The organism is Streptomyces natalensis ATCC 27448, from assembly GCF_000935125.1.
Classification (GTDB): domain Bacteria; phylum Actinomycetota; class Actinomycetes; order Streptomycetales; family Streptomycetaceae; genus Streptomyces; species Streptomyces natalensis.
Genome location: NZ_JRKI01000026.1, coordinates 444,883 through 469,844 on the forward strand (window position 1 = coordinate 444,883; position 24,962 = coordinate 469,844).

Consider the following 24,962-nt stretch of genomic DNA (forward strand, 5'->3'; position numbering starts at 1 on the left):
CGCGACGAGCCGCGTCCGATAAACCGCCGGTCTGCCACCGCTACAGCCAACGAGGACGGCCATGACCACACCACCCACCGCCAGGCAGTCCGCGGCAGTCTTCGACCTGCGGATGGCGGACCGCGATCTTTCGCCGATGTGTGCCGCGGATACGTTCATGACCGCGACGGCCGTCGTCAGTCAGCTCAAGGACTGGGCCGCCACGCTCCGGGACAACGGAGCGCGGGATGTGACCCTGACCGCCGCGTTCGGCGCTGCCGTGGCTGCGCCCTGGCTGCCCGTGGAAGCGATCCAGCTCGGTGTGCGAGCGGGGGTCTGGCTGACCGCCTTCGATGACCGGATCGACACCGAAGCCTATGACGCCGGCTCGGCCGGCAGAGCGTTCGACCGCTACCGGCGCACGGCCCTGGGAGCCGAACCGGATGCGGCTGACCCGCTGAATACCGCGCTTGCGCAGCTGGCAGTGGACATCGAACGGCAGCAATGGGGCGCAGTGGTGGGGCCGCTGTGGCGCAGCACCGTGGCCAACACCCTGATCGCCATGGCCGCCGACCGCGCGTACGCGACCGCAGTCAGGGATGGTGGTTCTCCGCCCGGCATCGAGGAGTACTTGCGCATCGGGGCCCGCTCCAGTGGCCTGGACTTCACCGTGGTCCCGTTGTGGGCAGCGATGCCGGATGCGGATATGCCCTGCTTCCTGCCCGTGCTCACCCGGGCAATGCCGCACGCCTGCATGGCACTGCGGCTGGCCAACGACGTAGCCGGGCAGGACCGCGAACGAGCAGAAGGCGTCGTCAACGCCGTTTCGCTGGGCATGTCCCCCCCTCAGGCTCTCGCCTCGATCACGCACCACACGCAGCAGTTCCAGTCCGCACTCACCCCCCTTGTCGCCGCCGGCAACCGCTCGGCCATCGCCACTGTCCGTCTCCTGCAGTGGGCTCTCCGGGCGTACACCACGGCGAGCCCCAGCACCGCACCGGAAGGACTCGCATGATCGTCGACGAGCACGGCGTCCTGGAGCGGATGTGCGCCCTGCTGCCCGACCTGGGCAACAGCCGGGTCTCCCCCTCCGCCTACGACACCGCCTGCCTCGCCATGCTCCGCTCACCCCACGGTCCCGGACCCGGCACGCCCACATTCCCCCAGTGCGCCCGGTGGCTGCTGGCCCGTCAGCATGACGACGGCTCCTGGGGAGGGACCCTCCCCTGGCCCCGCGAGCGCGCTGTGGGCACCTTGGCCGCAGTCGTCGCCCTCGCCGGGCTCACCCAGGAAGGGCACCTGCCGCCGGAACGCACCGCAGAGGCCATCGCCCGTGGAACCACGTACCTGGGGGGTATTGCGGCTGCGTTGCGTGATGCGTCGGAGGACATCGTGGCCTTCGAACTCATCTTCCCCTCGCTGCTGGAGAAGGCCACCGCACTGGGGCTGCCGCTGCCGCCGGCCGAATTCGACTGGCTCCACGACCTTCGCCGGCGCAAGCTTCGGCTCCTGCAGCAACACCGCGCGCTCGGCCACGCCGTCCACGACCTCGAAATCTTCGACGAGCTGCCCCCGGGGGCAGTCGGTGCGCAGTCCCCGGACGGCGGCTTCGGGTGCTCACCCGCTGCCACGGCCCGGGTCCTGCACGACCACCCCAACCCCGCGGCTCTGGCCTACCTGCGCCGCACCATCGACTTCTGCGGCCACGGTGCTGTCCCCACCATCTATCCCTTCGGCATCTACGACAGGGCCTGGGTCATCGCCTGCCTCCAAAAAGCCGGCGTCGATCTTCCCGGGATGAAGCCCCACATCACCGCGCTGGCCGAAGCCTGGGGACCGGACGGCGTCGCAAGCGAAAGCCACGGCCTTCCCCCCGACGGCGATGACACAGCCATGGTCTTCACCGTCCTGCGCGCCGCGGGCCACGACATCCCCGCCGACCCGCTCCACCACTTCCGCACCCCCCACGGGTACACCACCTACCCCATGGAAATGACCGCATCGGCCAGCTGCAACGCACACATCCTGACCGCCCTGCGCGCAGCAGCCCGCCCCGATCCCGACGCCACCCAATGCGCACACGACTTCCTGCGGCGCACCCGCCGGGCCGACGGCACGTGGGCCGACAAATGGCATATCTCCCCCTACTACACCACGGCATGCGCCGTCGAAAGCCTGCACGGCCTCGATGACGACCTGTGCCGACCGGCCCTCACCTGGGTGCTGCGCACCCAGCACCCGGACGGCTCCTGGGGATCCTCGGCAGGCAACACCGAGGAAACCGCCTACGCCCTCACCATCCTCCTCAGCACCGAACACCCTTCGGGCGCCGCTGCATCCCGCGCCTTGGCCCGCGGCACCACCTACCTGGCCCGGCATGCGGATGACGAGGATCACCCTGAGCTGTGGATCGGCAAGTCCCTCTACACACCACTCAACGTCGTCCGGGGCCTGATCCTCTCCACCCTCTGGCGCTGCATGCAGGCACAACCACACCCAGGAGCCTGACTGCGACGCCTTCGCAAGTCCTAAGGGCAGGAAGGTGCGTTCGATGGTCCAGCGATGGCGGCCCAGCCGCTGGGAGCTCTCGACACCTCTGTGGGCGATCCGGTGCCTTGCCAGCGTGAAGTTTGGCCAGCGTGCGCCGTTCGAGGCCGCGGCGTTCCCCGTCGAGTAGTCCTCGGACTGAGTCGCCGCAGGTCGCGGATTGCTCGGGCGAAGAGGCGGCACGTGATCGGAGTCATGGCGCCCAGGCCGGCAGGCCCTGCGAATCAGATGGCCGGCGAATCAGACGAACCAACGGACGAAGAGTGGGGTCGCATCCTTGATCGAAGGTGCTTGTAGTGCCGGGCGGTACTGTCCTCGCAGGTCAGCACCGCCAGGCATGTGCACCGCTCACGAACGGGGAGGCGGCTGATCTGGCGGTTCCTTCGTCGTCACGCCGTTGTTAGCGGTTGGTGTGGGTTGAAGGGGCGCAGATGGCCACCAGCTTGTCGGGGGGCCGCCGGGCTCGGCCATCGGCCATGACCTGTGTGGGGCGGCTGGGTTGGGCGGGTCGACCGGGTTGGGTGGGTTGACGGGGGTAGGTGCTCGGGTGTGTGGGCGGGCGTGGTTGCGGACGCCGGAGCGGGTTTCGTGCGGGCCCAGGCCCTGGGGATGGCGGCGGACGGACTTCACGTAGGTGACGACCAGGGTCAGGCAGGCGGCTGGGGGCAGCAGCAGGACGAACCCGGACACCGGGTCTGCCGTGAGGCTCAAAGAGACGACCTCGCCGGCGATTTCCATCGGCACGGACGGGTCGGCGACGGAAGCCAGGAGCATCCCTGTGGCGAGACATACGAGTACGAGGGGCGGACTCAGCACCAGGGCACGTAGCGCGAGCTGGGCGGGGTTCGGGCGCCGGCCTTCCGGGGTGACCAGTCGCAGCAGCAGTATGTGTTTGCCCGGTGTCGTGCCCGTCAGCCAGGGGATGAGGACGAACCACAGTGCGTAGGCGACCAGCGGCGCCAACAGCACTGTCTCGGCGCCTGGCCCGAGGTATGCGATGCCCGCGATCGTCCAGCTCAGGACGGTGATGCCCGTCGCGTCCAGGAAGAGTGCGACGAGGCGGCGGCCGAAGGGGACCTTGCCGGCGGCGAGCGGGGCGAGTGCGCGGTCGTCCAGGGCGTCCAGCTCGGGCAGCAGACGGGCGAGCGGTCCGGCTACGACCCAGCCGAGTGCGGCGCCTGCCGTGTTGGCGATGAGGTCGTCGACGGCGAAGAGGCGGTAGGGGCAGTCGTAGAGGCCCCACAGCCCGGTGTACTGGGTGAGTTCGAAGAAGAGTGAGGCGGTGAATCCGGCTGCTGTGGCGGCGGCGAGGCCGCGGCGGAAGTGGATCCGTACGAAGAGTCCCAGCGGCAGCAGCAGGATCAGGTTGAACACGGTCTGCCAGAAGGCGGGGTTGTTCAGTATCAGCGCGTTGAGGGTGGCGTGGTGGTGTGCTTCCTTCCAGATGTCGGTGAAGGCGACGCCTGGTGTGAGCTGGGGGTGGGCGAAGGTCGGATATGCCGTGCAGACGTCTACCGCGGGCCTGGGCAGGGGCACGATCGTCATGCAGAAGGCGGTGAGCGCGTAATAGACGCCGCCGTACAGGGACAGCACCCGCCAGCGGGTCATGACGCCGTGCCGCCGGTAGAGCACGATCGCCGTCGGCACGAACATCACGAAGGCCAGCGCGGGGAAGAGCCAGCGCGGCCGTACCGATCGGAAGCAGGTACGTCGCGTTCATACCGCTCGCCCCGCGGACCGCAGGAGGTGGAGGCCGGCCGCGGTCGGCAGCGCCGGCGTGGTGATGGGGCGTCCGCGGTTCTCCTGTGGAGCGGGAGGCTCCTCGCCGCGCAAGGTGGCGGTGGTCATGCGTGGGGTGCTGTGCCCGGCCGTCTCACGCGCCACGGCGGACAGGTGGCTCTTCACCAGCGGGTGCTCGGTGATCGTCACGATGGGTTCCTCATCGGTGATGGAGTGGTCGACCAGTCGGTGTTGGAGTCGTCGGCCACTCGGTGGTGAAGTGATCGGCCACGTCACGGATGGCAGCCCGAGAGCGGTGAGCTCCTTCAGCCGGTGTGTCCCGGCGGCGTCAGCTCGTCTCCACTGGCTTTGCGGGGGCTGTTGCGGGTTTTAGTCCGCTTGGATCGCCTGGAGCATGTTCAGCCGTGCGGCTCTGCGGGCGGGCCAGATGGCCGCCAGTACGCCGATCAGCAGGGCCAGTGCGAGGCAGAGCCCGAGCTTGTCCCAGGGCAGCGCTGTTTCGTACATCGGCATCGCCGACGTCAGCAGGCTGCCGCCGGCCCAGGCCAGGAGGATGCCCGTACCGATGCCGAGCACTGCGCCGAACAAGGAGATGACCACCGATTCGAGCCGGACCATCTGCTTGATGCCGGAGCGGTCGAGTCCGATGGCGCGCAGCATCCCGATCTCCCGGGTGCGTTCGAAGACGGACATGGCGAGGGTGTTGATGATGCCGAGGACCGCGATGATGACGGCCATGGCGAGCAGTCCGTACATCATGTTGAGGACGAGGGTGATCGACCCGCTGCCGGCCTCGATGATCTGCTCGTGGTTCTGGACCTTCAGCAGCGGGCTGCTGCCGAGGGTTTGGCGGATCTTGGGCTCCAGTCCTGCGGCCTTGCCGGGCTCGGCCTTGACCAGGATGTTGTCGAGCGTGCCGGTGCCGGTGGCGGTGGCCGGGAGGACGTCGGCCACGGTGCCCAGCGCGTCGTAGGCGGCAAAGGTCTTGGCGTAGACGCCGACGACCGTCAGCGTCTTCTTGTTCGCCTTGCCCTGGGGCGTCGTGCCCTGGCTGGTGCCCATGTCGGGGTGGATCGTGTCGCCGACGTGCAGCCCGGCCTGTTGTGCGAACGCGTCGGAGACCGCGATCTTCCCGGGGCCGACGTCGCGCAGCGAGCCGGCCTGGAAGTTCAGGTCCACTGCCTTGCCGAACGCCTTCGGGTCCGTGCCCGTCATCGAGGCGAAAACGCCCTGGGTATCAAAGGTTGTGGAGGCGACGGGGGCGGCCGCTGCGACCCCCGGCAGTTTGGCGATCTTGTCGGCCGCGGTCGTGTCGAGGCCGCGGGCGGAGCTGTTGGTGACCTTGTAGTCGGCGGCCAGGCCCTGGGTCGCCGCCTCGTCCATGGCCTGCTGGGTGGAGTACCCGCCAACAGTGAGACCGGTGATCAGGGTGAGGCCGATCATCAGGGAAGAGGCGGTGGCGGCGGTGCGCCGCGGGTTGCGCAGCGCGTTGTCCTTGGCCAGCTTCCCGCTGACGCCGAAGAAGCGGGTGGTGACCTTGCCCGCCACGGTGATCAGTGGCCGGGAGAGCAGGGGGGCCAGGACGATCATGCCGCACAGGGTGAGGGCGGAGCCGAGCATGGCGATCAGCAGGTTCGACTCCATGCTGGTCTTCAGCGTGGAGACGTAGAGCACGATCAGCAGGCCGAGCCCGGTCAGGAGTGTGCCGAGGACGTTGCGGACCACCAGCGATCGGGTGGGCGGCGCCAGGCCGGCGCTGCTGAGGACCGCGACCGGTGCGATCTTGGCGGCCTTGCGGGACGGCAGCCAGGCGGCCAGGACGGTCACGACGACGCCGACCACCAGCGACGCCAGCACGGCCGTGGACGAGATGACCAGGGGCCCGTCCGGCAGCTCGGCGCCGCCGACGTTGAGCAGCGGGTGCAGGGCGGTGGCGATGCCGAGGCCGAGGGCGAATCCGGCGGCGGAGGCGGCGAGTCCGACGAGGGCGGCCTCGGCGAGGACGGAGCGTACGACCTGGCGGCGTGAGGCGCCCACGGCGCGCATCAGTGCGATCTCGCGGCTGCGTTGGGCGATCAGCATGGTGAAGGTGTTGGCGATGATGAACACACCGACGAACAGCGCGATGCCCGCGAAGACCAGCAGGGTCTTGGTCAACCGCGTGGTGTCCTCGGCGATCTGCCGGGACTGCTGGGCGGCCAGGTCGGCGCCGCTGATGGCGTGGGCGCCGTCGGCCGGGAGCAGGGCCTGCACCTGGGCGGTCAGCGCGTGCTCGTCGGTGCCGGGCTCGGCTGCGACGGCGATCTGGTGGAAGTGGCCGGGGGTGAGGAACAGCTTCTGTGCGGTGGTGGTGTCGAAGAGTGTGAGTGTGCCACCGGCGGTGACGCGCGGGTCGTCGGTGGCGACGATGCCGACGAGCTTCTTGGTCAGCGCGGGGCCGTCGGTGGCGAAGCGGACGGTGTCGCCGATCCGGTAGCCGGCCTTCTTGGCGGTCTTGGCGTCCAGGGCCAGCTCGCCGCCGTTGGCCGGGCCGCGGCCTTCCTTCAGCGGGTAGTGGCTGTCCTTGCCGTCCTTGCCCGGCAGGTAGTTGGTGGCGAGTTTCTGCCAGGTGTTGTCGTCGGCGTTGAGCGGGCGGCCGTCCTTCCCGGCGAGGGTGGCTTCGCCGTTGACGGTGGGGCGTACCGAGGTGACGCCGGGCAGCGCGCGGATCTTGTTCGCGAGCGCGGTGTCCAGCACGGTGTCCGGGCTGCCGTCGCTCGTGACGGGGCCGTCGTCGGACATCTCTGCCTGGTCGGACGTCTGTACGGAGACGGCGACGTCCTTGAGGCTCTGGGTGGCGGCGTTGCGGAATGCGCTTGCGGTGGTGTCGCCGAAGACGAGGGTGCCGGAGACGAAGGCGACGCCGAGCAGGACGGCGAGCGCGGTCATGATCAATCGGGCTTTGTGCGCAAGGACGTTGCGCAGGGCGGTTCGCAGCATGGTGGTGTCAGTCCTGGAGGTACGCGGCGGGAACGGAGCAGCCGTACGGGACGCGGGGAAGAGGAAGTCGTGCGGGAGGGCGCTGTGCGCAAGGGGTGCGCGTCAGCTCGTCCGTCCCTCGGTTTCGAAGTGCCGCATACGGTCGAGCACGGACTCCGGGGTGGGGGCGGCCAGCTCGTCGATGAGCCGCCCGTCGGCGAGGAAGACCACGCGGTCGGCGTAGGACGCGGCCACCGGGTCGTGGGTGACCATCACCACGGTCTGCCCCAACTCCCGTACGGACTCCCGGAGGAAACCGAGGACTTCGGCCCCCGCTCGGGAGTCGAGGTTGCCGGTCGGCTCGTCCGCGAAGATGATCTCCGGACGGCTCGCCAGCGCGCGGGCGACGGCAACCCGCTGCTGCTGCCCGCCGGAGAGCTGCGAGGGGCGGTGCCGGAGCCGCTCCGAGAGACCAACGGTGTGTACGACCAGGTCCAGCCACTCCTGGTCGGCCTTGCGGCCGGCGATGTCCATCGGCAGCGTGATGTTCTCCAGGGCGTTCAGCGTGGGCAGCAGGTTGAACGCCTGGAAGATGAAGCCGATCTTGTCCCGGCGGAGCCTGGTGAGCTGCCGGTCGTTGAGGCGGGCGAGCTCGGTGTCACCGATCCGGGCGGAGCCTCCGGAGATGGTGTCGAGCCCCGCCATGCAGTGCATCAGGGTCGACTTGCCGGAGCCGGACGGACCCATGATCGCGGTGAACCGGCCGCGCCCGAACTCCACGCAGACCGAATCGAGGGCCACGACGCGGGTCTCGCCCTCGCCGTAGACCTTGGTCAATCCGGTGGCGCACGCGGCGGCCCCGACGGAGGCCGGGGTCTGGGAGGTTATGGGGGTGGCTGCTGCCTGCGACATGGGTGGCTGCGACATGGGGACTCCTGGAAGGGGTGCTCGACTCGCTTCCATCGTGGTCGCGCAGTGACCTGGATCCGTCGCCCTCAGGGCCTGAATCAGCAGCCTGCCGAAAGGCAGAGCCGCGGCGCGTGGGTATGCCTCGCGGAACACAGCGCCTCTACCTAAAGGAAGGCGTGGATTCCAGCGTCTCTGCCTAAAGGAAGACCACGCGGCCCAGGCGCTCCCATGCAGGTGAAGGAGATCTGGACTGTGGCGGAATGACTGCGGCGGTGCTGGGGCCTTGATCCCTTTCGAGGATGAAGCCGGCCTCTCGATGACGCCGCCGACTGCGCACCCGGCCCCGACCCGGGCGCACCTGTCACCCCCGTCATCCGCGTCCGCACCTCGCACTGTCTCTCCCTCGCCGCCCCGGCCGCTACAAACGCGGCGAATCAAACGCGGCGAACGGCCCCACCTGGGCATCTGGGCGGCCCCATCAATGTGGCGAGGCTGTACCCCCCCCCACGTCGCCTTCACCAGCCCCGACCACCTCATCCGCACTGTGCGGGTCGCGGACTGCGGGGTCTTCCTTCAGGTAGAGGCGCTGTATTCCCCGAGGCATACCCGCGCCCGGCGGCTCTGCCTTTCGACAGGCCGCTGATCCAGGCCCTGAGAGCGATGGATCCGGCCAATCACGCGACCAAGATGAATGTGAGCCGAAAGCCAAGCCCCCGGCCAGTGGGCGGGCGGGGCCGGATGTACCACGCATTCCGCGCTCACAGGAATCGCGCTACAGCGGATACCTAGCTCTCATACATCGAATTCGTTCATATTCTCAGGAGTGATCTGCGATGCCCAAGAAACGTACCGTCGCTGCTATTTTCGCTGTTAGCGGTATTGCAGTAGCCCTCGTGTTTGGTCTCCAGTATTGGAAGAACAAGAGCAACGAGGAGACCGACCACTACCGCACGGGTACTCAAGCCAAGACCGCCCGCGATTCGATGCCGCGCTGGCTGCCTGACGACGCCACCGACGTCACCATTAAGTTGAAGGGCACCCGCCTCGACCGCATCCTCAAGGCCACGCTGCCTTCCGGCAAGCCGCCAGTGGGCTGCAAGCCCTTGGAAGCCGGCACCAAGGCAGAGAAGCCGACCCTCGATGCTTCCTGGTTCCCCGACAAAGCCTCAGCGCGCGCTCAATTCCGCTGCCCAAGTGACCCCTACAAGGGAACTTACTACGCCTATATGGACGGCAAGACTCTTTACGCATGGTTCCCCACAGCCCTGGGTGCTCGCGATTAGGGCTGCCGGTTGGGGTTAAGCGTGATGTGCGCACGTGACCAGGGAACAAGCTGTCCGAAGTCGAACCCCGATCACGTTCGAAGACCCGCCGTACTTCCCAGGATCGAGGCTTCGTCCGGGAAGTGCCCCAGAAGCGCCTTAGCTCATGAGGCCCGTCTGGTGTGCGAGCAGGGCCGCCTGCACCCGGCTGTCCGACCCGGTCTTCTCCAGGATCGACCGGACGTGCGTCTTGACCGTCCCCACGCCGATGCCCAGCCGCTTGCTGATGTCGAGGTTGGACAGCCCTTCCCCCAGCATGGCCAGGACCTCGCGTTCGCGGTTCGTCAGGCTCGCGAGGCGCTGGTCCGGTGTGGTGGCTCCGATCCCGGGGGCGCCGCCGCGCAGCATCCGCTGGATGACGGTCCCGGTGACTGCGGGGGAGAGGACCGCGTCCCCGGCGGCGGCCGCCCGTACCGCGTTGGTCAGCTCCTGCGGGCCCTCGTCCTTGAGCAGGAAGCCGGTGGCGCCGGCTGCCAGGGCCCGCAGGACGTTCTCCTCGTCGCCGAAGGTGGTGAGCATGACGACCTGCGGGGCGGGGTCGAGTGCCACCAGGTGCTCGATGGCGGCGAGCCCGTCGAGTACCGGCATGCGGATGTCGAGCAGGATGACGTCGGGCCGGTGCTCGGTGGCGAGCCTTACGGCCTCGGCTCCGTTGGCAGCTTCGCCCACCACCTCGATGCCGTCGGCGTGCCTGAGGATCAGCCGGACGCCGTGCCGGATCATCTGCTCGTCGTCGGCGAGCAGCACCCGGATCGCGGAGCCGGACGCGGTGCTGACGGGGTGGTCGGCCGGGTCAGTCATGTGTCCTGCTCCCACGGGGCGGATGTGGTTCGGGCACCACAGGCACGGTGAAATGATCGATCGAGATCAGAATGTCGGAGCGGAAACAGTAGCGGACCATCGGCAGCCGCCCGCCTTTGGGTGTCTCGAACCCCCACGGGTACATGCAGTCCGTGGCGGACGGCGGGCGCGGTGGTTCCCGGCCGTCGGCGGCCGCACGTGCCAGGTCGTTGTCGGGGAGCGTCTGGCGCTTCACCTGCTCCCGCGGCATCCCCACCCGCAGCGGGAAGGGGTGGGAGGTGGGGCTGGGCTTCGCCTGGTCCACCAGTACGACATCGAGCATCATCATCGCCGCCACGCCCGCCAGCCCGAGCAGCCCGATGGCCGCACTCACCAGGCCCTGCTGAAGGCGCCGGGGCCGTCGGCCGGGCTCGTCGGCCGCGCCCTGCGGCCTTTCCTCATGCGGCGCCGCGTCCGCCACGTCCTCCGCCTGCGCCCCGGAAGCGGGGTCCGCGGGGATGTCCGCGCTCACGCTGAACCCGCCGCCCGGCGTCGCGCCCGCCTCCAAGGCGCCGCCCAGCAGCCCCACCCGCTCCCGCAGACCGGTCAGCCCGCGCCCGGAGCCCAGCCCCGTGGTGGCGGCGGGCGGCACGGGCGGAACGCCGTTGCGCACCCGGACCTCCACCCGCTCCCCGGTGTGGGTGACGGCGACGGTCACATGGGCCCCGGCCGCGTACCGGTGGACGTTGGTGAGCGACTCGCGCACCACCCGGTGCACCGCCCGCCGCACCCGCGCCGGCCGCCCGTCGAGATCGTCCCCCTCCCAGGAGAACTCGACCGGAACGCCCACGCCACGCGACTCCGCCACCAGCGCCTCGATGTCCGCACGCGTACCCGTCGCGTCGGTCAGCGCGTCGGTGCCGGTGTCCCGCCCCAGCGGGCCCAGCACCCCCAGTGCCTCGCGCAGCTCCCGCATCGCATCGCGGGTGGCACCGCGCACCAGCGACGCCTCCTCCTGCAACTCGGGGGCCTGCTTCTGCAGCGCCATCTCCAAGCCGCCCGCATGCAGTGAGATCAGACTGAGCCGGTGCCCGACCAGATCGTGCATCTCCGCCGCGATACGCGACCGCTCGTGCATCCGCGCCTCACTGTCGGCCAGCCGCCGGGCCTCTTCGGCGGCGGCCGTACGCTCCCGCAGCGCCCGCATCAGCCGGTCCTGCTGCCTGGCTGCGGTGCCGACCAATCCCGGCACCAGGACCGTGGTCGCGGCGAGCATCGCACCGAGTACGAGCCCGTACGGCCTGCTGCCCAGCGCGGTGGCGGGTTCGAACACGAAGCAGGACAGCATGGCCAGCGCGCCCCCCGCGAGCAACAGCACGCCGCGCCGCCGCCGCGCCTCGGTCTGCCGGGCCGCGGTGTAGGAGGCCACCGCGGTCAGCAGCCCCACGGCAAGCACGGGACCCATCAGCGCCGACAGCCCCAGCACACTCACCACCGGGAACCGGCGCCGCACCAGCACCAGCCCGATCCCGGCGAGCGCCAGCACCACCATGACCCCGCCGTAGCGCGGCATACCGAGCACCGCCGGCCCATTCTTGTCCATGATCAGCAGCCCGGCGATGATCGCCTCACCCGCCGCCCGCCACAGCCGCAGCCCCTGTTCCCCGGGCCCGGCGAAGGGGCCCCGGGCGGCCGGACGGTGTGCGAAAGACGAGGGAGCACTGGACGACATACCGCCGATTATGGGCCCCACCTGGGCCGCTCCCCTGCGACCTACGGGGGAGAGCCCCTCTACCGGAAGGCAGAGGGACGGTCGGCGGCGGCAGGAGCCGGCTCGCCGGTGGGAGCGCCGAGGGCGCGGTGGTCCGACCGGAGGCTGCCGCAGAAGGAGCCCCGCCCCTGCACATCCGCGGCAGGGACGGGGCCACCTCAAGTGGTTCAGGGGTGTGCGGTGCTACCCGCGCTTGACGTACGTCAGCGGAGACGAGTTGCCCGGTGCCTGGATCAGGACACGGGCCGGAATGAGGACCATCTTCTGCTTCCGGTTGCCGTCGCCGTCGGTGAAGTCGAGCTTGTAGACGTTGTACCCGATGTACCAACCACCGTTGGCACGCCCCTCGACCCGCCCGGACACACCGTCCGGGACGTCATAGGTGTTGGTCTGCTCGGTCATGGTCGTCCACTTGTTGGTGGTGGTGGTCGACTCGCTGTAGGTGAAGTTGAGTTCGCTGCCGGCCTTGCCGCCGCCCGGCCCGCCGGGGGTCGTCAGTTCCGAGCTGACCTTTCCGCCGACGGACCAGCCACTGGTCTGGCTGGTGTCCTGGCCGACGGTGGCCTGGGTCTTGTAGGAGAACTGCGCCTTGCCCATCACCGACGCCGAGGTCTGCATGACCGGGTACGCCTTGTCGAGCACGCCGACGAAGCCGCACGGCTGCTGCTCGCCGCCGGGGTTGTGGCTGGGCTGGCCGCACATCGACTTGGCGTCCCAATTGCTCAGCCACGGCTCCTTGTCGTCGCGGCTGCTGTTGCGGATGTCGGGACCTTCGGTGGGGATGGTCGGCGGGAGATTGAATGCGCTGCCCAGCTTGTCCGGGACGTCCTTGAGCGCCTGGTCATGCGGGTAGACCTTCTCGACGTCGTCGAGCTTGACTTCCTGCGAGTCCTGACCGCTCGCCGGATAGCCCTTGACCGCTTCCTTCTGGTTCAGGGGCGCGCTCTGGTTGAGGAAGTCGAGGACTTGCTGTTCGGTCGTGAAGTAGGTGTTGCCGTCCTCGGCCATCGCGGGCGTCGCCGCACCGGCCAGGAGCGGCGCGGCTATGAGGGCGGATGCCGCAAGGACGACGGCGCGCCGTGCCCGACGGCGCGGCGGCTTGTGCTCAGGGGTGGTGAGGGGGGCTACCTGCGACATGGATGCTCCTGAAAGGGGTGATCCTGGAAGGGGTGCTCAACTCGCTTCCATCGTGGTCGCGCAGGTGGCCGGATCCGTCACTCTCAGGGCCCGGATCAGTGGCCTGCCGAAAGGCAGAGCCGCGGCGCGTCGGTATGCCTCGCGGAGTACAGCGCCTCTGCCCAAAGGAACACCCCGCGGTCCGGCAGCGGCAGCGGGCCTGGATGAAGGTCTTCTCATCCGCGGAGAGCACGTAGTCGTCCTCGCCGAGGGGGACGCCGTCGAGGGTGCGGGCGTACAGGCCCATCACGCGCGCGGCCTTGGCGTGGAAGTTCGGGTCCCGCACGAAGATCCAGGACCGGTACTGCCAGGGCTTGGGTGCGTCGTCCCCCAGCCAGCGCCGCACGGTGGAGGCGGAGATGGACCCGGCGACGGCCCGGGGGACCACCTCGCGGGCCAGTTCCGGACACGACCAACGCGATAACGGCGTACCGGTCTCGACGGGCAACTGGCAGGACAGGGCTTTGACCTCGGCGATCTGCAGAATAGGGCGGACGGCCGGAGGCGATCCCGGGCGGGAAGAGCAACGACGCATCCGGCGCCGTTGCAAACTCCGACTGAAGGCCGCACTCCTGGGACGCTCCCGGGGTGCGGTTCGAGGCCGGTGAGCCTGGCCTCGACCCGCTCCAGTGCCTCTCGGTACTCGTCGTGCTGGTCGGTCCACCGGAAATCGGCGAGTTGGTCCCTGAGCGTACGCACCATTTGCAGCTCCTGGCGGCGCAGCAGCGAGCGGCGGGGGCACCCCTCTTCGGGAGTGTCCCTACTGCTTCACGGTTTGAGGTCGGTATGGGCTCCGGCTCCGGGGCGGTGCTTTTGGGCGGCGATGATCTGGTCGGCGGGGAACGTTGCCTGCTTGCCGTCCCGGGCCTCCGCGACGATGCCCCACCGGTGGAATTGCTTGCGGGCGCTGCCGGTCGCGGAGGGGCCGCGGTAGCCGAGGTACTCGGCTACCGCGGCTGATCGGCCACAGCTCGCGCGGGTGAGCGATGTAGGCGTCAACCGTGGTGGCGCCCAAGGCGCCACCATCACACAGCAGACGTCAGACTGTCCCTGGTCTGCCGAGTCCCCGGTCAGAAGTTCTGCGGGAAGCCGTCCAGTACCGAGAACTCCTTGGTCCGCGTCTCCCACTCGACGACGGCAGTGCCGTCCATCCGTTGAACGACGTACCTGTCTCCTCGGTACCACAACGCCTCGGAAACCCGCTTCCCGTTGTTGGCGTAAGTCCTCCTGATGGTGTCCTTAACCCAGTGCTCATGCGACTCGCTGGAGGAGTAGGTGGTTTTCAGGCTGTTCGTGACGGTCGAACTGAGACCTGCCGAGAATCCCTTGTAGGCAAAGCTCGCCTCAGCCGTCACAGAGATGCCCGTGGACCTCTCCACCTCCGTGGCACTCGTCTTCGTGAGGCCGACAGTCGTCTCCTTGATCTCTTCGTGCTCCGAGTTTCCGGCGTGCTCGTAGAAGAACACCTGGTCCCAGTACCCGTACCGCTTGATGATCAGATAGGGGTTGTTCCGGGACTGGTCCGCCGCCGAGCCGCCGCCGTCCTGTACCGCGAATGGCACCGCGGCCTGTCCGATCAGCACTTCCTCTGTCCGGAGGGGAAGCGGTTGGCTGTGGCTCGTGAAGCGGTTCACGTCGCCGATCCCGTCAACCGGCATGTCGATCGGCTCGAGATCGATGACAGCCTTGTACTCGTCGACGATCTCGAACTTCCACGACTGGCGCTCGAGCGCGCTGCCACCGGTCGCCCGGTAGTACACGTCAAGCTGACGGGGGCTGTCCGACCAGCTCTCGGGCGTGATCACCAGCCCCGTGTGCTTGTTGACGATCTGAGCAGACCCGTCGCCGCGGGGAACGAGGTACCACAGCTGTAACTTCAGATTGCCACCACGATTGATGTGGTACTGCTCGAGGTCAGTCGGCTCAGCCGACCAGCTCTTGGGTGTGAGCGCTAACCCACTGTGCTTGTTCACGATGAGGTACGTGTCGTTGTCCATGGGGAACAGGTGCCACGCCTGCTTGCTGCGGACGCTCGGCGAGGTTCCCCTGTCGTACTGCTCCACCTTGCTGGGCTCGGTTGACCAGCTCTTCGGTGTAAACGCCAGCCCGTTGTGCTTGTTAATGATCTGATACGTCCTGCCCGGCCCGAACTTCATGTTGGCTCCGCAGTGCAGTCGTGGAAGAGCTACTGCCGAAACGCTCGGCAAAGCTCACGAGGAGGGAGAATCTAACGACGCCGCACAGCAGGAATGCCGGTTTTAATTCTTATTGGCCGATAAACGATAGGTAGCGGCTCAATGGTGGCATATACCAATCCTCGGCCCAGGCGGTACATTTCGCTCGGCCCCCGTCCACGGAATGGGCTCAGCTCGTGATGGCCCTGGAGAGCATGCTGGCCTTGGGCAGGCAGATACCAGGCCACCTCATGTAGCTGCCGCGGAAGATCGAGATCAGCGAGACGACGCAGAGCGCTTTCAGTGAGACCATCGGCCTGTGGAGTGGACTCGCCCTCTGCATCGCCTTCATCGCTTGGGTCACCTGGGGGTTCCTCCAGTTCGACCACGCCGTCGAGCATCCCCGCGAAGGCGGATTCTCCGGTTGGCAGTGCGACGCCGGCCGCGACTGCGGTTCCTGACGACGCGCCGCTCCCAACCCCGCGCCAGCGCGAAAGACGTGTCCGGCCTACGACTTCACTCCCGCCCGGAGGCGATGCATGGAATGCACGGCAGAGCTCCTCACCCAAGACGCCAAGGACACTCCAGGTGACGGCTGATCGCCTACGGCAGGCGCCGACGGACCCGTCAGCCGCCCCCTTTGCCTGTACACGACCGACTGCATCCGGCGTCGGCTGTGGCGAGACGGAGAGAGACAGCACAGCTGGCCATACGTGGGGAATTATCCGAGCTCGTCACTCTGCCCACTCCAACGGACACGACCGCCGTGCGTCGTCCATGCCAGCGCCGACCCGTCGGCGCCGTTCGTCCTGGGTGGGCCGGGCCACCGGACTGCCCAAGGCAGCTTCCAAGAAGGTATTGAGCAGGTGAGGCTGCAGATGCATCCGGATTCCGCGATGCTGCCGACCTCCTTTCCAGCAGCCCTTTTCCAAACAAAGTTTCGGGTCTGCTCCGGAATCATTGATTCGCTAATTGATCTTCCACAGCTGCGACACCGCATGCTGTCATCCGGTCACGTCATTCGACATCGGCGTTTATGCCGAGGCTCGGCCATTCGCCCGGGCAACCCAAGCAGTACGGCACTCCCCCGCCCCTCCCCCTCGACGGAGCACGCTCCCTGGCCTCCGGGTCCATCCGCGCCCGTGAAGGCCACGGCCCTCGCCTGCCGCGTAACGTCCACAGCCCTCTGCTGCACTTGGCCACCGCACCCGCATCGTCACCGCCGCCCTCCCGACGGCGTCGAGAACGGCAAGCCGGAGCACAGCAAGACCACGTCGAACACCACACACCAGGCCCACCCCCGTACGCAGAAACCCCCGCCGGAGCCAGCCGACGGGGGGTCCCTCACCTCTCACCTGCTGTCACAGGCGTCTCACCAACAGCGTCGACACACCTGGACCACGCAAGACGCCAACTACAACCTATGCCATGTGGTTCCGCTGTCGACGGCCACATCGTGCAGCGGATCCTGCTGGCGGGCAACGCGCGCTGCGCAGCTGGCCTGGCAGGCCGTACAGCTCGCGCACGGGCGCCGGGGCAGAGCCAGGCGCAGTGGTGCGGTCGTCTCCGAGTCAACCGAGGATTACCCCCGCCCCACAGCGCCGGGGCCTGGCGACGGTCGCCCTGCCGAGCGGCACCGACAAACCCCAGCATTCGGATGGCTAATGCCAAGATCCGGACCATTCACGGACCAACGCTCTCCCGACGGCAGTCACAGCCGCCATTGCAGCAGGTCAGCACCGCTATCAGCGCGGTACCACCAGCAGACGAAGAACGTTCTTTGTTCCTACAGTCCGAAGAAACTTGGGTTCTTCTAGAGCCTGAAGTCGGGCGCCGGAAGCAAACGTTATGCCTCAGGCACCCGACTACCGCGCTCACCATCCGTGACGAGGAAGTAACGATCCGCGCTATTCGGCCTCCATTGGCAAGGCTCCCGGACCAGTCACGGACCAGACTCGTCTCGCAATCACCGCGCATTCACAGCGGACGCACCAACCACCGTCACAGTGAATAGTCGCTGTGCGCGGCCGCCGTGAGCAATAGTCAATAGTTGTGGATCGGTTGGTTGTTTGGTTCGAAGGTTGACGGCTGGTTACTGCCGCTCGGGGCGTAGCAGTACCTCGCTGCCTATGGGGGTGAAGCCGCAGGCGAGGAAGGTACGCAGGGAGCGGGCGTTGCCTGGGGAGACGGCCGCGAAGACCGGTTCGCCTTCGGGGGCCAGTGATAGGGCATCGGTGAGGAGGGACCGTCCGTGCCCGCGGCTGTCGTCCTGGGTGTGGTGGAGTTCGATGCTCAGCTCCCGTCGGCCTGCGAGGCCGTCGGCCAGGGTGATGAGGCCGCGTTCGTCGCCGTGGACCTCGACGTTGCTCCGCAGTTCCCGGGCGTGGCGCACCCGTTGATGATCGTCTGCTCCGACGAGTGTTTGCAGGCGCGGTGGGCCGCCGGTGCCGCGGGCGGTGAGCGTGGCGTCGGTGACGCCGATCCAGCCATTGGGGCCGGCGAGGTGACGCAGGAAGTCCGGGGAGAGCGAGGCGCCGAAACCGTCCGGGGCCTGGTCGTGTACAGCCTGGCTTGCCAGGGTGGTGGCGACGACGGCGTGGCCGGTGAAGGCGACCGAGCACTCCAGTCCCGCGGGCAGGGGCGGCAGCACTGTCACCCGGCCGTCGGCGGGCGGGAAGCGACCGTCGGCCGCGTCCAAGAAGAACGTCAGGAGCGGGTGCGGTTCACCCATGTTCGGTCACCCGTCTGTCGAGGAGGTGTGTGGTAGGGAGTGTTGTCTGGCAGATCCTACGGATCGGTGGTGGTTCATGCCTCGTGGGCTTCGGGGCGTTCGATGAGGTGGCCGTTTTCGAAGCGGGCGCCGGCACGAACGAGGGCGACCAGGTGGGCGTCGGTGATCGCGTGCCAGTGTGCCTAGGCGGACTTGACGAGCTTGAACACCATCGTCAGGGCTGCGGCGGAACGTGGCGCTTGCGGCCCGCCGTCTTCTTCCCGCCGTCCCAGCCCGACGACGAGCGCGGGATGTTCGATGCCGCGCGCACCGACTGCGAATCCACGATCGTGGCCGTCGGGTCCGGCGTGCACCCGCCGAAGCGGTGGGAAGCCCCTGGGCGGGTTCGCCCACTTCACCCCGTTGTCGACCACATAGCGGACCGCGTCGATCATCTGTCGGTGGCAGGGCCCTCCGGACGGCCGCCCCGCCCCCCAGCCAAGCCGGCACCGGCATTGACGCGCGGATGAGCTGCCACTTCGCCTAGCTAGGTCATGTCGGAGCCATAGCACAGGGTCCGGATCGGACGATCCGCGGCATTTCCGAACCGCTGCGCTAGACAATCACACGGCGAAGCAGGGTAGTTGGACGCGACAGGCGCACTCACGCAAGACTGCGGCAACAGGGTCTCCCGGTGCTCGGTTGACTTCGGAACCCCGACCTACCGAGGGACCCTGCCTTTCCCCGTCGAAGCTGCCACGATCACCCGATCAGGAACCTCGTTCGAACTGACAACCCTGGCGGCCGATAAGCGACGCCTTCTTAGACCAGCCACTTCCCGTCGCGCATCAGGGTCCGTCCGGGCATCTCGGGAACCGTGCCCCACGCCTGCAGTACCTGCGGGGTGACATGGAAGTAGACGTACGAGGGGTGGTCCTTGCGAGGGTCCCAGCCGTCCTTGGCGGCGAAGGCGTCGCCCACCTCGGCTGGAAGCTCCTCGCGGGTCAGCATGCGCGCGGTGCCGTGGACCAGTACCACGTCCCGGCTGTGGCCGAAGCTGAGCCGGACCCTGCCCGAGGCACACAGGTTGCGCCCGGTCGGGTTGGTGTCGCGGGTGGCCAGCCACACCGCCTCGCCATCCCACCAGAAGGCCAGCGGAACCAGACACGGCTCGCCGGCAGCGTCGGCCGTGGCAACCCATACGTCGTTGTCCCGCGCGAGGCGTTCAAGCGCCTCGCGCTTGCGCTGCTCCGGGCTACGGGGTCCACTGGGGTGAAGGTCAACTGGCGTCACGTGGGGAGGCTACGGCGTGAGTCGCTCAGCCGCATCCGGCCGCAGAACTAGGGCGCAAGACGGAGGGTTGCCCTCGTACTGGGCGCAGCCCGACAACGCAGCAGCGGCCGTGTCGGGCGGGACTTTCGATACACGCGCAAACCTTGTCGTTTGACATCCGACGGGTCCTGGGGGACGTGGCATCCTTCGGCAGTGCGACTTACCGATCGAACAGGCGGCATCGACCTGCGGCCGCTCCGTTACCAGTTCCCAGCGGCCAGTGGTGACCGCTGGGACGACAACTGGCTCATCATTGGAGCCGAAGTCACCACTCCGGCGGCCAACTGGTCCTTCACGGACTCGTGTTTGTTGGTAGACGAGGCTCGTGAGTTGTCCGCATGGCTGCGTGCCGTCGCAGACGGGAGGAGGCCGGACGCGAAGCCGGACTGTGAAGGACACCTCGTCCCGGACCTTTCGTTCCTCGAACCGGTCCTCGCCTTCAGCCAGGTCCGCTGGCGCGACGGCACGGGAGTGCTGCGGATCCACCTCTCGCTAGAGGCCGCGCCTCCGCAACGGCAGCAAGACGAGAACCTGGATCTTTATCAGTACGTGATCGAGGTCGAGACAGACCGAGCCGAGCTGATGCAGGCAGCGGAGGAATGGGACCAGCGCCTTGCACAGTTTCCCCTGCGCTGAAGCTGCACTTCATCCTGTGCGTCGAGGTTTGGTCCCGGTCTGTGGTGGGTGGAGCGGCTGTAGTTATCTAGGGTGCCCAGCAGGTGTCAGGCAAGTCCCTCGCCTCGGAAATCCACCACCGGCAGGCGCCATTCCAGGGATCGCACGATGACCTGACGAGCGCCTTCCTCGTCGTCGGCCTCGACGCGGACCCGAAGCGCCTCCGTCTCCGCTACGGCCCGGCGCAGTGCGGTTTCGAGCACGGGTAGATCGATCTGTCCGTGAATGTCCAGGTACTCGGTGACCCGGTAGATCGGATTCTCCGCGTCAAGCTGCTGGGAGAACCACACTCCTGTTTGCGCGGTGGTCAGCGGCAGATGCTGCTCACGGCTGTCAGACATGCTCTTCACGTCTCCTCGCTGTCGGCAAGGGTATTGGGGCTTGTGCTCCACGGCGTCGAAGCAGGTCATGGTCCCGGTGACGGACAGGGCGATCGCCGCCTCGTTCACCTCGGCGGCGAGGACCACGCCGCCGTGGCCTTCTCCACTCTGTCCGACGGCCCCTCATGCGTACATGTCGGATACGTTCCACCTCCAAGGTTGCCTAACGCGGGCCAGAGACGCTCGGGGGCCGTACGCAAGTGCTGAGGGCCTGGCGCACACCTGAAGCGGAGAAGAAGCGGCTCGGCTGCCGCCATCCAGATAACGGAGAGGAACAGCCGCCGGGGCCAGTGCGGTGGGTCTTAGGAGGTCAGGCGGAGGTTCCAGCCGGTCAGGCCGGGATCATCGTGGCTTACGAGGGCGGGGGTGTAGTGGTGTTCAGGGACGGTCCGGGCTGCGGCGACAGCGGTCACTGCTCACTCCTTCGACGGTGCGGGTACGCGTAAGGACAACTGCTCCGCCCGGGTGAGGGACACGCGCCCGGTGGCCTGGTTGCTGGTCGGATGGTCAGGGCGGTGTGGTGGTGCCACCCAGCTGCGGTGGGCTGCCCGGCGGCGGCGCGCGCGAGTGTCGCGGCGACGGGGTACTCGGTTGGCCAGTCCCAGCACGGCCAGCCGGGATGAGGGTCCCAGCAGGCCTTGAGGACCCGGGCGCGGTCGCGCAGGCCCGCGTAGGCGAGGGTGTGGTGGGAAGTTGGCCAACGCCAAGGCCCTGGCGTGCTGCCGAAACATCCTCACCTGCGCATCCGGCTCGGCCGGCGGCCGCGCCACCGCCGCAAAGATGGTCACTTCCGCGCAGGCCGCGATCGAACACGCCCCGCCCAGGCCCGGCCAGTCGTGGACCAGCCACTACAGGTACGGCCGGCGGGCCCACGAGTCCGGCGTGATCCACGCCAGGCTCGGCGAAGTGGCCAAGATCGCTGGGAATTGGCTGCATCTGGGGGCCAAGACGGGCGCTCAGCTCTGCAGTTCACGCCTGCTGACGTGGGATGGCGGCGCGGGCCGTGCAGAGTCGAGGAGATGAGGCGCAGGGGCTGCTGAGCGGGCGCCTGGGACCGACTTGACGCTCTGGGCGCCCACCCCAGACGACGTTGCCACGGACGAGGGACTCAAAGCACACCGGCCTGTTCCGACAGGAACCAGGCGATGGTGCGTTTCAGGCCCTCCGAGAGGCTGATTCGTGGCCGCCGGTCGAGCATCTCCGTAGCTCTGGTGATGTCGGGTCTGCGGCGATGCGGATCGTCGGGTATTGCTGTGCCGTGGGCGATCTCCGAGATCGTGCCCATGAGATCCCGGATAGAGTGGGCGAGGTCCAGGACGGTGACCTCGCGTGGATTGCCAATGTTTACGGGGCCGGACAGCCACTCAGGGCCATGGCCAGCACGCCGCGCACCGTGTCGTCGACATAGCAGAGGGACCGCGTCTGGCGACCGCTGCCGTTGACCGTAATGGGTTCTCCGGACATGGCCTGGTGGATGAAGTTCGGCACGGCTCGTCCGTCGTTCGATCGCCTTCCGGAGCCGTACGTGTTGAAGATTCGTACGATGCCGACGTCCACCCCGAATTGCTTGCCGAAAGTGACGGTTAATGCTTCGGAGAAGCGTTTCGTCTCGTCGTAGGCGGCGCGTTGTCCTATGGGGTTCACGTTCCCCCAGTGCTCCTCGCGCTGGGGATGCTGAAGTGGGTCGCCATAGACCTCGGAGGTGGACGCCATGATGAAGCGGGCGGACTTTTCCTGGGCGAGGCGGAGGGCGTTGTACGTCCCGAAGCCGGCAGCCCGCAGCGTCTCCACCGGGTACCTGAGATAGTCAGGCGGGGAGGCCGGAGACGCCAAGTGCAGAACCAGTCCGACAGGTCCTGACACGGTGAACGGCTCACTTACGTCGGCCTCGACCAGCCGGCCGCGGACCGGGTTGCAAGCTTGCGTCCCATCGCGCGGCGTGGAGCACGTCAGCAGCTATCGCGCCGTTCTCGGTCCCACTTCACCCGCAAGGTGCTGCGCCGGCTCGCCGCCGGTTTGGCCCACACCATCTGGGCACCTTCGCTGTCTCTCCACCTGCCGATGACGGGTCGCAAGCCGGGACAGGACATGGGGGTCGTTCCCGGAACCAGGACCATCCCGGCTGCCGCTGCACAAGTCGCCACCACCTGCTTTCGGCAACCCCTCAACTCGACAAATTCCCAAGTCCATTCTTTTGGGGGAGAGTTGGTGCGCCAGGACATCAAGTGATTTTCGGCGGAGCAGGCTTGGGCCGTGCTTGATTCCTATGCGGTACTGATCGGGAGCGAGAGACAGCCCGGAGGCGGCTGGGTTCACTGGCCTCGGGCGGGTGCGTTGCTGCATGCGCCCTACGACACGATGGCTCTCAAGGCTCGCCTCGACTGCGCAAACGCCACGGCATCCGATCTTGCCGACGCCCGCCTGGCCGGCCGGGTGGCCCTGTCCACACCCGAACAGGGCAACGCGGCCTTACGGCTGGCCCGGCGAGCGGGCGAGGAGTGGCGGCGAGTCCCCATGCAACGGCGCCTCGCCTTCGTCGCAGCGGTGTACGACGCATTGTGCGAGCGAGCCGATGACGTCGTGGATGTCCTGGTGTCCGAGGGGCATCCGGTGCGGGTCGCGCGCTGGGAATTGACCGTGGCGCTCTCCCTGATCCACCCGGAGACCCTCGAACATGCCCGGCAGTCGCTGGAGTGGCGCACGGAGCAGGCCGGGCGTCACATCCGCCTGGTCCGCAAGCCCGACGGGGTGGTGGGCCTCAATGCGGCCCGCAATGCCGGCTTTCTCTCCTCCGCGTTCGGCCTGCTCGTTCTTGCCGCAGGCAACGCGCTGATCGTGAACGCCCCTCCCACCGCCCCCCTCGCGGTTGCCTTTCTGTACCACGAATTGGTCGCCCCGCTGCTCGACCGCCACGGCGCCCCGCCGGGCACGCTCAGCGTCCTGTGCTCCCCCTCCCGGTCAGCCGTACAGCAGTGGCTCGGCTCCCCGGACTGCGACGACATCTTCTACTACGGGCCCGCCCGGCACGGCGCACGCCTCGAAGCCGAGTGCCTGGAGCACGGCAAGAAGCCGGTCCTGGAACTGTCCGGCAACGACGCCATGGTGGTGTGGCGCGACGCCGACCTCGAACGTTCGGCGACCGCGGCCGCCGAACGCTACTACGGCTCGGGGCAGCTGTGCATCGCGCCGAAGTTCGTCGTCGCCCATCCCGACGTGGCCGACGAGTTCACCGCCCTGCTGCACCGCCGAGTGGCCGAACTGCGCGTAGGGCCGCCCGAGGACCCGGACGTCGTCCTCAGCGCCGTCGTCAAACGCGGCGAGTGCCTGGATGTGCTGCGCGACGCGGTGGAACAAGGGGCCGAGCACCTGTGCGGAGGCGAGCTCGTCGACGTACACGACAAGGTCACCGCCCGCGGCCCCTTCGTGCGTCCCGTCCTGCTGCGGGTGCACGGGCTCGCGACGGCGCGGCGGATGTGCGCGGTGCGGGAGGAGACCTTCTTCCCGCTGATGTGCGTCGTCGTGCCCGACCAGGCCGACCACGCCACGCCGGAGCACCTCCTCACCGACATCCTGGAGTTCGTCGACAGCAACCGCTACGGGCTGCGCAACTCCCTGTGGGCGCGGGACCCGCACGTCATCGAGAGGTTCTGCGACATGGGCAACGGCGGTGTGCTGAAGGTCAACGACAGTCACATCGGCTGCCTGCCGGTGCTGCCCACGGTCGGTGGCACCGGGCTCAGTGGCGGCACCTTCGGCGAAGCCAACCTCCCCTATCTGCGTACCACACGGCTGCAGGGCATCAGCGTGACCATCGATCCGCCCCGCACCCAGGTCTTCGACCACCACGCGGCGGTACACGCCGCCACCGGACCTCCGGGCGCGCACCGGCGCCCGGAAAGCGAAAAACACAGCACGAACGAAGAGGGGACCGCACCCACATGACCACCCAGGCCCAAGACACCCTGCTCAACCAGAAGATCGACATCTGCTTCGGGCACATCGATGCCGACGGCAACGGATCATTGGACCGCGAGGACCTGTTCACCCTGGGCGCGCGACTGCTGGCCGCGTTCGGCGAGGCCGCGACATCGCCCAAGGGCACGCGGCTGATGGACGGCATGGTCACCTTCTGGGACGCCGTCGCTTCCGCCGCCGACGCGGACGGCGACGGGCGGCTCACACCCGAGGAGTACCGCACCGGCATGAAGGGGGCGTTCATCACCTCCGGCGAAGGCTTCTCCCAGGCCTTCCGGCCCATGCTGGAGGGAGTCTGCGGGCTCCTCGACACCAACGGCGACGGCGAGGTCGACGAGAAGGAGTTCCAGGTCTGGCAGGAGGTCTTCCGCACCGCGCCACAAGACCGGGCGGCGGCCTTCCAGGCGCTGGACGCCGACGGCAGCGGCAAACTGAGCGTCGACGAACTCCTCGACGCCATGCACCAGTACTACACGAGCACCGACCCCAACGCCCCCGGCAACGTGCTGTACGGCCCACTGAACTGACCCCCGG

At 68.1% G+C, this 24,962-nt stretch carries 21 protein-coding genes and 1 pseudogene; 7 read left to right on the plus strand and 15 right to left on the minus strand.

Going from position 1 to position 24,962, the window contains the following annotated elements; all coding sequences use genetic code 11:
* Nucleotides 1-112 precede the first annotated feature (112 nt).
* The gene (locus tag SNA_RS41935; protein WP_157879968.1) at nt 113-994 is read left to right on the plus strand and encodes a terpene synthase family protein; all 882 of its coding nucleotides are present in this window, start codon (nt 113-115) and stop codon (nt 992-994) included.
* Nucleotides 991-2,487, plus strand: coding sequence for a prenyltransferase/squalene oxidase repeat-containing protein (locus SNA_RS18065; RefSeq protein WP_044365784.1), 1,497 nt, complete (start codon nt 991-993; stop codon nt 2,485-2,487). The genes SNA_RS41935 and SNA_RS18065 overlap by 4 nt, the downstream gene beginning before the upstream one ends.
* A gap of 387 nt (nt 2,488-2,874) precedes the next feature.
* On the opposite strand, the gene SNA_RS18070 is transcribed toward SNA_RS18065, so the two are convergent.
* The 4 genes from SNA_RS18070 to SNA_RS18085 form a co-directional block, all read right to left on the minus strand.
* The gene (locus SNA_RS18070) at nt 2,875-4,173 is read right to left on the minus strand and encodes a VanZ family protein (RefSeq protein WP_198535062.1); all 1,299 of its coding nucleotides are present in this window, start codon (nt 4,171-4,173) and stop codon (nt 2,875-2,877) included.
* 69 nt (nt 4,174-4,242) lie between these two features.
* On the minus strand, nt 4,243-4,455 hold the full coding sequence (locus SNA_RS18075) for a hypothetical protein (protein WP_030065452.1): 213 nt from the start codon (nt 4,453-4,455) through the stop codon (nt 4,243-4,245).
* A gap of 180 nt (nt 4,456-4,635) precedes the next feature.
* Nucleotides 4,636-7,245 carry an ABC transporter permease gene (locus SNA_RS18080; RefSeq protein WP_030065453.1) on the minus strand — a complete coding sequence of 870 codons (2,610 nt, stop codon included), beginning with the start codon at nt 7,243-7,245 and terminating at the stop codon, nt 4,636-4,638.
* 102 nt (nt 7,246-7,347) lie between these two features.
* A complete protein-coding gene (locus SNA_RS18085) occupies nt 7,348-8,136 on the minus strand; it encodes an ABC transporter ATP-binding protein (protein WP_044365785.1) in 789 nt (262 codons plus the stop codon).
* 830 nt (nt 8,137-8,966) lie between these two features.
* Between SNA_RS18085 and SNA_RS18090 the strand changes: the two genes are divergently transcribed.
* Complete coding sequence (locus tag SNA_RS18090) at nt 8,967-9,416, plus strand: hypothetical protein (protein WP_030065455.1); 450 nt, start codon at nt 8,967-8,969, stop codon at nt 9,414-9,416.
* 138 nt (nt 9,417-9,554) lie between these two features.
* Here the strand turns inward: SNA_RS18090 and SNA_RS18095 are convergent, their stop codons facing one another.
* From SNA_RS18095 to SNA_RS18135, 8 genes and pseudogenes are all read right to left on the minus strand, one after another.
* Nucleotides 9,555-10,256 (minus strand): response regulator, encoded by a 702-nt coding sequence (locus tag SNA_RS18095; RefSeq protein WP_030065456.1) that lies wholly within the window; start codon nt 10,254-10,256, stop codon nt 9,555-9,557.
* Nucleotides 10,249-11,967: a histidine kinase gene (locus SNA_RS18100; protein ID WP_044365786.1), complete on the minus strand. Its 1,719-nt coding sequence runs from the start codon at nt 11,965-11,967 to the stop codon at nt 10,249-10,251. The genes SNA_RS18095 and SNA_RS18100 overlap by 8 nt, the downstream gene beginning before the upstream one ends.
* A gap of 222 nt (nt 11,968-12,189) precedes the next feature.
* Nucleotides 12,190-13,143, minus strand: a complete 954-nt coding sequence (locus SNA_RS18105) for a hypothetical protein (RefSeq protein ID WP_037789304.1) — start codon at nt 13,141-13,143, stop codon at nt 12,190-12,192.
* A gap of 807 nt (nt 13,144-13,950) precedes the next feature.
* The gene (locus SNA_RS41310; protein ID WP_104531989.1) at nt 13,951-14,181 is read right to left on the minus strand and encodes a hypothetical protein; all 231 of its coding nucleotides are present in this window, start codon (nt 14,179-14,181) and stop codon (nt 13,951-13,953) included.
* Between the two features lie 71 nt (nt 14,182-14,252).
* Entirely contained in the window at nt 14,253-15,338 is a 1,086-nt protein-coding gene (locus tag SNA_RS18120; RefSeq protein WP_030065461.1) for an RICIN domain-containing protein, read from the minus strand.
* Nucleotides 15,339-17,448: 2,110 nt separating this feature from the next.
* Complete coding sequence (locus tag SNA_RS18125) at nt 17,449-18,087, minus strand: hypothetical protein (protein WP_030065462.1); 639 nt, start codon at nt 18,085-18,087, stop codon at nt 17,449-17,451.
* A gap of 74 nt (nt 18,088-18,161) precedes the next feature.
* Nucleotides 18,162-18,326 (minus strand): annotated as a pseudogene (locus SNA_RS45210) (IS256 family transposase); the annotation flags it as partial.
* 562 nt (nt 18,327-18,888) lie between these two features.
* A complete protein-coding gene (locus tag SNA_RS18135) occupies nt 18,889-19,359 on the minus strand; it encodes a pyridoxamine 5'-phosphate oxidase family protein (protein ID WP_044365789.1) in 471 nt (156 codons plus the stop codon).
* A gap of 192 nt (nt 19,360-19,551) precedes the next feature.
* Between SNA_RS18135 and SNA_RS18140 the strand changes: the two genes are divergently transcribed.
* Nucleotides 19,552-20,034, plus strand: coding sequence for a WapI family immunity protein (locus SNA_RS18140; protein ID WP_030065464.1), 483 nt, complete (start codon nt 19,552-19,554; stop codon nt 20,032-20,034).
* Between the two features lie 86 nt (nt 20,035-20,120).
* Here SNA_RS18140 and SNA_RS18145 read toward each other — a convergent pair whose 3' ends face one another.
* Nucleotides 20,121-20,540 carry a condensation domain-containing protein gene (locus tag SNA_RS18145; protein ID WP_030065465.1) on the minus strand — a complete coding sequence of 140 codons (420 nt, stop codon included), beginning with the start codon at nt 20,538-20,540 and terminating at the stop codon, nt 20,121-20,123.
* 606 nt (nt 20,541-21,146) lie between these two features.
* On the opposite strand from SNA_RS18145, the gene SNA_RS42450 reads away from it, so the two are divergent.
* Entirely contained in the window at nt 21,147-21,476 is a 330-nt protein-coding gene (locus tag SNA_RS42450; protein ID WP_157879970.1) for a hypothetical protein, read from the plus strand.
* 85 nt (nt 21,477-21,561) lie between these two features.
* Here the strand turns inward: SNA_RS42450 and SNA_RS45015 are convergent, their stop codons facing one another.
* Both SNA_RS45015 and SNA_RS39755 read right to left on the minus strand, forming a co-directional pair.
* Complete coding sequence (locus SNA_RS45015) at nt 21,562-21,738, minus strand: hypothetical protein (RefSeq protein ID WP_338059806.1); 177 nt, start codon at nt 21,736-21,738, stop codon at nt 21,562-21,564.
* Between the two features lie 59 nt (nt 21,739-21,797).
* Nucleotides 21,798-22,316, minus strand: coding sequence for an NAD-dependent epimerase/dehydratase family protein (locus tag SNA_RS39755; RefSeq protein WP_338059807.1), 519 nt, complete (start codon nt 22,314-22,316; stop codon nt 21,798-21,800).
* Nucleotides 22,317-22,811: 495 nt separating this feature from the next.
* Here SNA_RS39755 and SNA_RS18155 point away from each other — a divergent pair, with 495 nt between their 5' ends.
* Both SNA_RS18155 and SNA_RS18160 read left to right on the plus strand, forming a co-directional pair.
* The gene (locus tag SNA_RS18155) at nt 22,812-24,395 is read left to right on the plus strand and encodes an aldehyde dehydrogenase family protein (RefSeq protein WP_078969983.1); all 1,584 of its coding nucleotides are present in this window, start codon (nt 22,812-22,814) and stop codon (nt 24,393-24,395) included.
* A complete protein-coding gene (locus SNA_RS18160) occupies nt 24,392-24,955 on the plus strand; it encodes an EF-hand domain-containing protein (RefSeq protein ID WP_030065467.1) in 564 nt (187 codons plus the stop codon). Before SNA_RS18155 ends, SNA_RS18160 begins: the two co-directional genes overlap by 4 nt.
* Nucleotides 24,956-24,962 lie beyond the last annotated feature (7 nt).

Excerpts from the sequence above, each read along its gene's own strand:
- SNA_RS41935 (WP_157879968.1), top strand. The coding sequence starts at position 113 with ATGGCGGACCGCGATCTTTCGCCGATGTGTGCCGCGGATACGTTCATG.
- SNA_RS18065 (WP_044365784.1), top strand. The coding sequence starts at position 991 with ATGATCGTCGACGAGCACGGCGTCCTGGAGCGGATGTGCGCCCTGCTG.
- SNA_RS18080 (WP_030065453.1), bottom strand. The coding sequence starts at position 7,245 with ATGCTGCGAACCGCCCTGCGCAACGTCCTTGCGCACAAAGCCCGATTG.
- SNA_RS18085 (WP_044365785.1), bottom strand. The coding sequence starts at position 8,136 with ATGTCGCAGGCAGCAGCCACCCCCATAACCTCCCAGACCCCGGCCTCC.
- SNA_RS18090 (WP_030065455.1), top strand. The coding sequence starts at position 8,967 with ATGCCCAAGAAACGTACCGTCGCTGCTATTTTCGCTGTTAGCGGTATT.
- SNA_RS18095 (WP_030065456.1), bottom strand. The coding sequence starts at position 10,256 with ATGACTGACCCGGCCGACCACCCCGTCAGCACCGCGTCCGGCTCCGCG.
- SNA_RS18100 (WP_044365786.1), bottom strand. The coding sequence starts at position 11,967 with ATGTCGTCCAGTGCTCCCTCGTCTTTCGCACACCGTCCGGCCGCCCGG.
- SNA_RS18105 (WP_037789304.1), bottom strand. The coding sequence starts at position 13,143 with ATGTCGCAGGTAGCCCCCCTCACCACCCCTGAGCACAAGCCGCCGCGC.
- SNA_RS18120 (WP_030065461.1), bottom strand. The coding sequence starts at position 15,338 with ATGAAGTTCGGGCCGGGCAGGACGTATCAGATCATTAACAAGCACAAC.
- SNA_RS18125 (WP_030065462.1), bottom strand. The coding sequence starts at position 18,087 with ATGGGTGAACCGCACCCGCTCCTGACGTTCTTCTTGGACGCGGCCGAC.
- SNA_RS45015 (WP_338059806.1), bottom strand. The coding sequence starts at position 21,738 with ATGGGCACGATCTCGGAGATCGCCCACGGCACAGCAATACCCGACGAT.
- SNA_RS18155 (WP_078969983.1), top strand. The coding sequence starts at position 22,812 with ATGGCTCTCAAGGCTCGCCTCGACTGCGCAAACGCCACGGCATCCGAT.
- SNA_RS18160 (WP_030065467.1), top strand. The coding sequence starts at position 24,392 with ATGACCACCCAGGCCCAAGACACCCTGCTCAACCAGAAGATCGACATC.